The following is a 9,889-nucleotide window of genomic DNA, read 5'->3' as shown; positions in this document are numbered from 1 at the left end:
CCGAGTTCAAGGAGAAGCAGCATGCCGGTGCCGTTGCCGCCCGAGGTCGCCCGCGCGTTCATGGAGACCGACGAGGCCCCCGCGGCCCACCTCGACATGCTGAACGCGATCTCGTTCCGGACCGCCGGGGCGGGTCTGCGGCTCGGCGTGTTCGAGGAACTGGCCGACGGCCCGCTGCCGGTCGCCTCGCTGGCCGAGCGGATCGGCGCGGACCCGCTCGGGCTGCGCCTGCTGCTCGACGCGCTGGTCGGCTTCGGCTACCTGGTCCAGCCCGGCGACGCGTACGCGAACAGCGAGAACACCAGCCGCTGGCTGCTGCGCTCCACTCCGGACAGCTTCGCCCCGGTGCTGTCGTTCTGGACCACCGTGGTGACCGAACTCTGGGGCGACCTGGAGACCTCGGTCCGCCAGGGCGGTCCGACCGGTGACTTCTACTCCTGGCTGGAGCAGCGCCCGGAGACGCTGGCGGACTTCCAGACCATGCTGCGCCGGCTCGCCGGTTGGCTCTCCGAGGAGGTCATCACCCTGGTCCCCGCTCCGCCGTCCGGGGGTCGGCTGCTGGACCTCGGTGGCGGGCACGCCGGCTACACGGCCGCGTTCTGCGACGCGTACCCGCAATTGCGCGCCACGGTGGTCGACCTGCCCGGCGCCCTGTCCCAGGGCCGGGCGGTGGTCGAGTCCGCCGGGCTCGCCGACCGGGTCGAGCTGCGACCGGGTGACCTGCTCACCGCCGACCTCGGCGCCGGCTACGACCTGGTCCTGCTCTTCAACATCGTGCACGGGTACGACGACAGCCAGGTGGCGGCACTGCTCGAACGGGTCGCCGCCGCGCTCAACCCGGGCGGCCGGGTGGTGCTGCTGGAGCCGCTCGCCGAGGTCCCCGAGCGCCCGCCGGGCGTCGCCGACGCGTTCGTACGCGCGTTCAGCCTCAACCTGTTCCACACCCAGGGCGGCAGGGCGTACGCCTTCGACGAGTTGGCGAAGCTGCTCACCGCGGCCGGTTTCGGTGAGCCGGAGGAGCGGATGCTGACCCGCTCCGACGCCGACCACCTGGTCATCGCCACCCGCACCTGATCAGTTCTGGACGGTCCGATGCGCGGGCCACTCGTCGGCGAGCATCGCGAAGTCGAGTTCGGTGCTCCACTCGCCCTTGAAAAGCTCGTTGTGTACGAGACGCGCCTCCTGCCGCATCCCCAACCGTCGGGCGACCCTTGCCGACGGCTCGTTGCGTTCGTCGATCCGGGCGACGATGCGGTGCAGGCCCAGGTCGTCGAAGCCCAGGCGCAGCAGTTCGTGCGCCGCCTCGGTGGCGTAACCGTGGCCGGCGTGGTCGGGGTGCAGGACGTACCCGATCTCGCCGCCACCGTGCTCCCGGCTGTGCCAGAAGAGCACGGCGTCGCCGACGAGTTGACCGGTCGCGGCCAGCTCGATGCCGAGGGTGAGGGCCTGCCCCTCGTGGGTGAGGCCGTGGTTCGCCCACACCGTGGCGAGCCGGTCCTTGACCACCTCGCGGGTCATCGGCTCGAACGGCACGTAACGGCAGACGTCGGGCAGACTCCGGTACGCGAGCAGCGCGTCGACGTCGTTCGTGCTGAGCGGACGCAGCAACAGCCGTGGGGTTCGGATCGGATAGGCGGGATGCAGGGCGGACTGCGAGAGCTTCGGCACCCGGCAATCCTGCCAGTTCACCGTTGGGCCGGCCCGTGTACGGGTCAGGCGGTCGACGTCCGGTCAGCGCTTGAACTCGGGGCCAGGGTGAGGCGCACGATCACCTCTCCGCTGGCGTCCTGCTCACCGGTCGGCACGAAGCCGAGTCGCCGGTAGAAGCCGGCCGGGCCGCCGTCCTCCGGGACGTAGCTGGTCAGCAGTTCGGTGGCACCCTCCGCCCGTACCAGGTCCGCGACCTGCCGGACCACCTCGCGCCCGTAGCCGCGCCCCTGGTGTCGCTCGTCGATGAGCAGCTTCCACAGGAACCACGGCCCGATGATCTCCGGCGGTTGCGGCTCCGCGTCCCAGCTCAGCATCACGAAGCCGACCGGTTCGGCAGCCGCGTACACCGCCCGGTACCAGGGCTTCGCGTACGGGTACTCCGCCGCCTCCGCCAACGATTCCCGTACGGTCCCGACGAACCGCCCCTGCCCCGGTCCGACCCGCAACGCGAGTACGGCTTCACGGTTCTGCGCGGTCAACTCGTCCAGCGTCACGTTCAGCGCCACGCGGCGCAGCCTACCGGTGGGGACCCGAGTACCGCGCCGATCTGAGATCATCTTCGGATGATCAGCATCCGGCTCCTCCAGCTCGACGATGTGCCGGTGCTGGCCGAACTCGCACGGGTCAACCGTGACTTCCTCGCCCCGTGGGAGCCGGTTCGGGACGAGGACTACTTCACGGTCGAGGGCCACCGGGTTGTCGTCGAGACCGCGCTCGAACAGCATCGGCGAGGCGCCGGGTTCCCGCACGTGATCCTCGACTCGGGACGGGTGGTCGGCCGGATCAACCTCCAGACGGTCGTGCGTGGCCCGTTCCAGTCGTGCAGCCTCGGCTACTGGGTGAACGCCGTCGACAACGGCCGGGGCGTCGCGAGCGCCGCCGTACGCGCCGTCGTCGGGGTGGCGTTCGAGGAGTTGGGGCTGCACCGGGTCGAGGCCTCGGTGCTGCTGCACAACGCCGCCTCTCAGCGGGTGCTGGAACGCAGCGGATTCGTCCGCTTCGGCGTCGCCCCGAACTACCTCAACATCGCCGGACAGTGGCAGGACCACGCGATCTACCAGTTGCTCACGCCCTCCCCCGCCTGATCCGGAGCAAGTTCTGGCGGCGTTCGCCCCTGCTCAGCGGCTACTCAGCCCTGTGTTGGTCGGCGTTCCAGGGCTGAGCAACCGTGGATCAACCGCGTACGCGAACCGGCGACCACTTCGTCAGGTCGTACATACCCAGACGCGTGCGTACATCGAATTGATGTAGAACTCTCCGCGTCATGCGCCTCCGGTTCCGGCCGCGGTACTGACCGGCTCCGCCTCGCGCTCGGGCGTACTGCCCGGTGGCCGTCGACCACCGCCGAGTGATCCGCCGATGCGGCGTACGCCGGGGACGGCGGCGGTGCCGAGGCAGGCGAGCGCGACGATGATCGCGGCGGCGACCAGGGGCGTCTCGGCCGACCAGAGGCTCGCACCCAGTGGGGCGAGGGCGTAGCCGACCGGCGTCGCGGCCAGCGAGAGCAGCCAGTCGTACGACGTGACGCGGGCCAGGGCGTGCGGCGGAATCTCGGCCTGGACAACGGTCTCCCACACCGGGTTGAGGAAGCCGAGCGCGGTCAGCGCGAGGCCGTACGAGGCGGCACGACGGCGTCGCCGAGCGCGGAGAGCGTACGGCCGAGGAAAAGCAACCGGAAGGTGCGGAGCCGGAGGGGATGGTCCATGCGGCGAATTTAGTTCGACGCCGAATCTTTCGTCAACGAATAATTCGATGGTGACGTAGAGTGTGGCTGTGCAGCAGCGCGACGCGACCGACGATCACGTGGACCGGTGGATGCCGGTCCTGCCCGGCCTCGATCCGGACGTCGAGGGCGTGGTCACCCGCGCGATCCGGCTGGCCCGCCACCTGCGCCGGGTCAAGGAGCGTTACCTGCTCGACTTCGACTTCCAGCGACACGAGTTCGACACCCTGCACGTGCTCGCCGGCCGCCGGGGCCGGGCCACCCCCACCGAACTCGCCGCCGACCTCGACATGGCCCCACCCTCGGTGACCGCCCGCCTCGACGCCCTGGAACGGCGCGGTTTCGTCCGCCGCATCCCGTCCACCACCGACCGCCGCCGGGTCGACATCGAACTCACCGACGCCGGCCACGCCGCCTGGCTCGGGGCGATGGAGGTGCTCGGCCACGAGGACCACCGGCTGCTCGACGCCCTCGACCCGACCGAACGCCGGACCCTGGCGGACCTGCTGCGCCGGGTCATGATCGTCGCCGAGCAACCGGCGACACCGGCCACCCCCGCCCCGGACCCAGGAGTCGACGATGAGCCCTGACCAGCCCGAACTGACCGTCGCCGACCAGGATGCGTGGCGGGAATGGCTCGACGCGCACCACGGCGACTCGGACGGGGTCTGGCTGCTGCTCGCCAAGCAGGGCAGCACCGACCCCACCAGCCTCACCTATGCCCAAGCCCTCGAAGAGGCGCTCTGCTACGGCTGGATCGACAGCCAGGCACGCAGCCGCGACGAGACCACGTACACGCAGCGCTTCAGTCCGCGCCGCTCGACCAGCCCCTGGTCGGCACGGAACGTCACCCGGGTCTCCGCCCTGGTCGAGGCGGGCCGGATGCGTCCGGCAGGTACGGCGGAGATCGAGCGGGCCAAGGCCGACGGTCGGTGGGACGCCGCGTACGCCGGACCGGCCACCGCCGAGGTCCCGGCCGACCTGGCCGCGGCGCTGGACGCCGAGCCCAGGGCGCGGGCGATGTTCGACATCCTGACCAAGCAGAACAGCTTCGCCATCGTGTACCGGGTCGGCAGCGCCAAGAAGGCCGAGACGCGGGCGCGGCGGATCGCCCAGTTCGTCGAGATGCTCACCCGCGGCGAGACCATCTACCCGCAGAAACGTCGCCTCGAAGACTGAGTAGCCGGCGTACCCGCTGCGGCGCCGCGTTCAGCGCGAGCCGGTACGCGAGCGCAGCCGGCCGAGCCCGAAGCCCAGCAGGGCAATCACCGCGGCACCGACCGCCCAGCCGGCGATCCCGGCCCAGAGCGGTCCGTCGTTGGCGAGCACCAGGATGATGGACACCGGCAGGAGTCCGATCGCCGCCGCGATCGTCGGTCGCTTGAAGTCATCCACGAACTTCTCCTGCCCACTCGACCTCGCCGTCAACCGCACCGGCCCGGGCGGCCCATGCCGGTCTGCCCCAACCCCTGCGCACCGGCACGTCGGCCGGTCGCCTGGATGGCGACCGGCCGACCGCCGCAGGTTCCTATTCGGTGCTCCGGTCCCGCGTACGGGTCATCCCACGGTCGACCCGTACGCGGTCCCGCCGGTCACGGTCGAAGCTGGGTGCTGAACACCCGGGCGGCGACGGACGTGCCGGTGGCGAGACCGGCGTCCGCGTCCCACTGGTAGTGCACGCCGAGATAGATCCGGCTCCGCGCGTTCTCCTGTGCCGCCTGGGTGAAGGTGGTGAACGAGCGTCGCACCCCGATCGCGCTCGGGTCCTCCGTGGTGCCGGTGAACGGGACCGCGTCCGTGCCGAAGTAGGCCCGCATCACCCCCGCCCACGCCCCGGCGAAGGTGGCGTGCCCGGAGATGTACGCCGGGAAGGCCGGGGAGAACGAGACACCGTTCGGGCGCTGCGACAGCGGTTTCCAGCCCGGCTCGATCTCCTGGATCGCACTCTCCGGCCGCCACAGGTCGATCCCGGTCTCGTACTTGGCGTCCCAGGCGGCGATGGCCGCGTCCGCCATGGCCAGCGAGACCAGCCCGAACAGCCGCGCGTTCCCGAGTATGCCGAGCCCCCGCGGCTCGGCAACGATGCGGGTGTGCGCGTACAACTGCCCCGGCGGCTTGTACGTGCCGGGCACGTCGTTGGCCCAGAAGAACGCGATCTGCGTCTGGTCGGCGGTCCGCTCGGTACTCTGTCGACCGCCGAGCCGCCGGACCTCGTCCACCCGGTCCAGATACTCCTGCTTGCCCAGCAGGTCGGCGTAGTTTGCCGCACCGGCCGGCGGGCCCGGCCGGAACTGGTTGCTCCGGGTCATCGCGAACGGGGTGACCCGGCCCCAGTTCGGGGTGACCGCCGACGTGCCGGGCTCGGTCGGCCGCCACGAGCCGCGCACCCCGTCCAGCGTGTACGGCGTGGTGACACCCGAGCCGTCGCCTGCGCGAGCCTGGAGGATCGCGGTGGCGGCCTGGGTGCCGACCGAGGTGCCACGGGCGATCTCGGACGCGTTCACCCCGGCCGGGAGCTGCCCGTTGGCCTGCGCCAACGCGATGTCGAACCGGGCGGGGTCGACCCCCGGGTGGACGTTGTTGGCGAACAGCGCGACCAGGGTGTCGCGGGCCGCCTGGTTGATCGCCGCCTCCAGCGAGGGGGCGACGACGTCGTCCAGGGTGCCGGGATAGTGCACCGGAACCCGGGCCCGGTACGGCTGCCCGGTGCCCGTCACGGACACCGCCGCGTCCCACATCGCCGCGTGCATGATGGCGCCGATCCGGGAACCGCTGGTCGGCGGCACACCGTCGCGGGCGACCCGGTACGCCTCCAGCAGCTGGTCGTTCCAGAAGAGCACCGGATCGGTGACCGGGTCGGCGGGCAGCGGCGTGAGGGAGATGTTGTCCAGCCGTACGGTCGAGGCCACGCTGTCACCGAGGTGGAAGAAGAGTACGGCCTGCGGGTCGGCGAACGGTGAGGTGAAGTCGAAGGTGAAGCGCGTCATCGCGCTGCCGAGCGTGATGTTCCGGTCGAACGCCGAGGTGAACGGGGTGTTCACCCGGGACACCGACACCCGTAGGGTGCGGCCGACGTCGGTGTTCGCGTCGAACTGCAGCCGGTAGCGACGCCCCGCCTCCACCCCGAACTCGAAGTGGCCGACCAGGTCGTCCCAGGTGTTCGGCCGCTCACCAAGGGTCCTGATCCGCAACTGTCCGGCCTGGACGTCGGTCCTGGTCTCGCTGAGGCGGGTCCACCAGGGCTGGGTACTGCCGTTGTCGAAGGTCCCGTTGATGATCAGGTTGCCGTTCGCCGGTGCGGCCGAGGCCGGTTGCGGCCCCACCGCCACGACCAGCGGGGTGGCCGCGACCACCGTCGCGAGCAACGCTCGTAGCAGGCCACCGAAACGGTGGCGGAGGACAGGTCGGCGAATGGTTGCGCCGATCGGTTGGTCCATGCCTGGCCCTTTCCACAGTGCTGAAGGCGACACGACGCGTACCGGCGCCGTCCGACGGCAGTGGCGGACGCGCGGGTCGCGGGAATCCGGCAACCACCTAGGGTGCCGTGAGGCCCACTGTGGGTGTCGATGCATGGACAAACCTTGCGAACATCTTGAATCCGCAGGTCAGCGATCAGATGTGCAGACGCCACAGCACCGCCGGGATTGCACCCGGCGGTGGATCGGCAGGCGTGTCAGGCGGGCGGGGCCGACACCCGGTCCGGGTTGAGGGCAGCGATGATCGCCTCTGCGGTACGGCGACCGATGCCGGGCACCTCCACGATCTCGTCCACCTCGGCGGCGGCGAGCCGCTTGACCGAGCCGAAGTGCCGCAGCAGCGCCTTGCGGCGTACCTCACCGAGGCCGGGCACGTTGTCCAGGCCGGAGACGGTCATCCGCTTCGACCGCCGTTCCCGGTGGAACGTGATGGCGAACCGGTGCGCCTCGTCCCGTACGCGTTGCAGCAGGTAGAGGCCCTCGGAGGTACGCGGCAGGATGACCGGGAACTCGTCGTCGGGCAGCCACACCTCCTCCAGCCGCTTGGCCAGGCCGCAGAGCGCGATGTCGTCGATGCCCAACTCGGCCAGTGCCGCCGAGGCCGCCGCCACCTGGGGTTGACCGCCGTCGACCACCACCAACTGCGGCGGGTACGCGAACTTGCGCGGCCGCCCGGTGGTCGGGTCGATGCCCGGCCGGTCCGGGTCGATGGTGGTCTCCTCACCCAGCTCACCGGTTTCCGCGCGGGTCTCCAGGTAGCGGGCGAACCGGCGGCGCAGCACCTCGGACATGGCGGAGAGGTCGTCGGTGGCGCCGCGCACGATGAACCTGCGGTATTCGCTCTTGCGCGGCAGCCCGTCCTCGAAGACGACCATGCTGGCGACCACGTCGGTGCCCTGGATCTGGGAGATGTCGTAACACTCGATCCGCAGCGGTGACGTACGCAGCCCGAGCGACTCGGTGATCTCGTCGAGGGCCTTGCTCCGGGTGGTCAGGTCGCCGGAGCGGCGCAGCTTGTGCCGGGTCAACGCCTCACCGGCGTTGCGCCCGACCGTCTCCAGCAGCGACCGCTTGTCGCCGCGCTGCGGCACCCGCAGGCTGACCCGGCTCCCCCGCTTGTCGGACAGCCAGTCGGCGAGCGCGTCGGCGTCCGGCGGCAGGGCCGGCACCAGCAGCTCGCGGGGGACGTCGGCCTCGCCCTGCTCGCCGCCGTAGACCTGGGTGCAGAAGTGGTGCACCAGGTCGCCGGTGGTCAGGTCCTCGACCTTCTCCACCACCCAGCCGCGCTGGCCGCGTACCCGGCCGTCGCGGACGTGGAAGACCTGGACCGCCGCCTCCAGCGGGTCCTCGGCGAACGCGACCACGTCGGCGTCGGTGCCGTCACCGAGCACCACCGTCTGCTTCTCCATCGCCCGGCGCAGCGCGGCCACGTCGTCGCGCAGCCGCGCGGCCAGCTCGAATTCGAGCTGCTCGCTGGCGTCGAGCATCTCCCGTTCCAGGCGGCGGACCATGGTGTCGGTCTTGCCGGCCATGAAGTCGCAGAAGTTGTCCACGATCTGCCGGTGCTCGTCGGCGGAAACCCGGCCGACGCAGGGCGCGGAGCACTTGCCGATGTCGCCGAGCAGGCACGGCCGCCCGATCTGGCCGGCCCGCTTGAACACCCCGGAGGAACAGGTACGCGACGGGAAGACCCGCAGCAGCAGGTCGAGCGTCTCGCGGATCGCCCAGGCGTGCGAGTACGGCCCGAAGTAGCGCACCCCCTTGCGCTTGGCCCCCCGCATCACCTGCAACCTCGGGTACTCCTCGTCCAGCGTCACCGCCAGGTACGGGTACGACTTGTCGTCCCGGTAGCGGACGTTGAACCGGGGGTCGTACTGCTTGATCCAGGTGTATTCCTGCTGGAGCGCCTCGACCTCGGTGCCCACGGTGATCCAGTCCACCGAGGCGGCGGTGGTGACCATCTGCTGGGTGCGCTGGTGCAGGTTCCAGGTGTCGCCGAAGTAGGAGTTGAGCCGGCTGCGCAGGTTCTTCGCCTTGCCGACGTAGATCACCCGGCCGGTCGGGTCACGGAAGCGGTAAACCCCCGGAGCCTCCGGGATCGTGCCCGGGGCGGGACGGTAGGTCGAGGGGTCAGCCACGTCAGCAAGCCTAGTCCGCACCCCTGTCATTCCCGGCCGAGCCCGTCCGGGCCGGGACGGGGCTCACCCGAGATCCACGACCAGGCCGGGCACGGCGGCGGCAACCTCCCCGGCGTACGCGTCACCGGCCGCGACCTGGGCGGCGGTCCGGTCGGTGCCGGGCCAGAAGTGGGTCAGCAGCAGCATGCCGACGCCCGCCTCGGCCGCCTGCCGACCGGCCTGGCGGGCGCTGGTCAGGTCGCGTACGGAGTCCTGCGGCACCTCGTCGACATGGCTCGCCTCGGCCACCAGCAGGTCCGCGTCACGGGCCAACTCCACCACCTCGGCACTCGGCCCGGTGTCACCCGTGTACGCGAGCACCCGCCCGCCGGCCGTCAGGCGCACCCCGGCGTTCGGCACCCAGTGCGGCAGCAGCCGCGTCCACGCCTCGTACGGGCCGATCCGCAGCCGGTCACCGGCGGTGAACTCGTGCAGCACGTACGCGTCGTCGAGCATGCCGGGGCGGTCCAGTGCGAGCACCGGGTCCAGGGCGCCTGGCAGCGCGTACACGGGAAGGGGTGGGGGTTTGTCGGCCCGGAGATGGCGGGCGCGCAGCAGCGGGTTGAGGTCCGCGCAGTGATCCGGGTGGCCGTGACTGACAAAAACCGCGTCGACCTGCTCGGGGCCGATCCGCTCCAGCAGTCGTGGCAGGGTCGCGTAGCCGATGTCGAGCAGGAGGTGGAACCCGTCGTGCTCGACCAGGTAACCACTGCACGCCTGCCCCGCCTCCGGCCACGCGCCGCACGCGCCGAGTACGGTCAGCCGCATCCCCGGATCGTAGGCCGGATCCGGGCCTGGCGCGG

Annotated in this window: 11 protein-coding genes; 4 read left to right on the top strand and 7 right to left on the bottom strand. The window is 71.1% G+C overall.

Translation table 11 applies throughout. The features are described from left to right. Window positions 1–21: 21 nt before the first annotated feature. Window positions 22–1,074, top strand: a complete 1,053-nt coding sequence (locus AB0J90_RS31955) for a methyltransferase (RefSeq protein WP_363602309.1) — start codon at window positions 22–24, stop codon at window positions 1,072–1,074. Here AB0J90_RS31955 and AB0J90_RS31950 read toward each other — a convergent pair whose 3' ends face one another. Then, on the bottom strand, window positions 1,075–1,668 hold the full coding sequence (locus tag AB0J90_RS31950) for a GNAT family N-acetyltransferase (protein ID WP_363602307.1): 594 nt from the start codon (window positions 1,666–1,668) through the stop codon (window positions 1,075–1,077). A 44-nt stretch (window positions 1,669–1,712) separates the two neighbouring features. Next, window positions 1,713–2,216, bottom strand: coding sequence for a GNAT family N-acetyltransferase (locus AB0J90_RS31945; RefSeq protein WP_363602305.1), 504 nt, complete (start codon window positions 2,214–2,216; stop codon window positions 1,713–1,715). Between the two features lie 57 nt (window positions 2,217–2,273). Between AB0J90_RS31945 and AB0J90_RS31940 the strand changes: the two genes are divergently transcribed. Beyond that, the gene (locus AB0J90_RS31940) at window positions 2,274–2,795 is read left to right on the top strand and encodes a GNAT family N-acetyltransferase (protein ID WP_363602303.1); all 522 of its coding nucleotides are present in this window, start codon (window positions 2,274–2,276) and stop codon (window positions 2,793–2,795) included. Between the two features lie 177 nt (window positions 2,796–2,972). Here AB0J90_RS31940 and AB0J90_RS31935 read toward each other — a convergent pair whose 3' ends face one another. Beyond that, a complete protein-coding gene (locus AB0J90_RS31935; RefSeq protein ID WP_363602301.1) occupies window positions 2,973–3,287 on the bottom strand; it encodes a hypothetical protein in 315 nt (104 codons plus the stop codon). Between the two features lie 196 nt (window positions 3,288–3,483). Here AB0J90_RS31935 and AB0J90_RS31930 point away from each other — a divergent pair, with 196 nt between their 5' ends. Then, entirely contained in the window at window positions 3,484–4,023 is a 540-nt protein-coding gene (locus AB0J90_RS31930) for a MarR family transcriptional regulator (RefSeq protein ID WP_363602299.1), read from the top strand. Further along, a complete protein-coding gene (locus AB0J90_RS31925) occupies window positions 4,013–4,612 on the top strand; it encodes a YdeI/OmpD-associated family protein (RefSeq protein ID WP_363602297.1) in 600 nt (199 codons plus the stop codon). The genes AB0J90_RS31930 and AB0J90_RS31925 overlap by 11 nt, the downstream gene beginning before the upstream one ends. A 30-nt stretch (window positions 4,613–4,642) precedes the next feature. Here AB0J90_RS31925 and AB0J90_RS31920 read toward each other — a convergent pair whose 3' ends face one another. From AB0J90_RS31920 to AB0J90_RS31905, 4 genes are all read right to left on the bottom strand, one after another. Then, the gene (locus AB0J90_RS31920; RefSeq protein WP_363602295.1) at window positions 4,643–4,828 is read right to left on the bottom strand and encodes a hypothetical protein; all 186 of its coding nucleotides are present in this window, start codon (window positions 4,826–4,828) and stop codon (window positions 4,643–4,645) included. A 197-nt stretch (window positions 4,829–5,025) separates the two neighbouring features. Then, complete coding sequence (locus AB0J90_RS31915; RefSeq protein WP_363602293.1) at window positions 5,026–6,870, bottom strand: carbohydrate binding domain-containing protein; 1,845 nt, start codon at window positions 6,868–6,870, stop codon at window positions 5,026–5,028. 236 nt (window positions 6,871–7,106) lie between these two features. Further along, the gene (gene uvrC / locus AB0J90_RS31910) at window positions 7,107–9,047 is read right to left on the bottom strand and encodes an excinuclease ABC subunit UvrC (RefSeq protein ID WP_363602291.1); all 1,941 of its coding nucleotides are present in this window, start codon (window positions 9,045–9,047) and stop codon (window positions 7,107–7,109) included. A 63-nt stretch (window positions 9,048–9,110) separates the two neighbouring features. Then, entirely contained in the window at window positions 9,111–9,854 is a 744-nt protein-coding gene (locus tag AB0J90_RS31905; protein WP_363602289.1) for an MBL fold metallo-hydrolase, read from the bottom strand. Between the last annotated feature and the right edge of the window lie 35 nt (window positions 9,855–9,889).

The sequence above is a fragment of the Micromonospora sp. NPDC049523 genome (assembly GCF_040676775.1).
Classification (GTDB): domain Bacteria; phylum Actinomycetota; class Actinomycetes; order Mycobacteriales; family Micromonosporaceae; genus Micromonospora_G.
The sequence above is the reverse complement of the archived record's forward strand: the minus strand, read 5'-3'. Positions and strand labels throughout refer to the sequence as shown.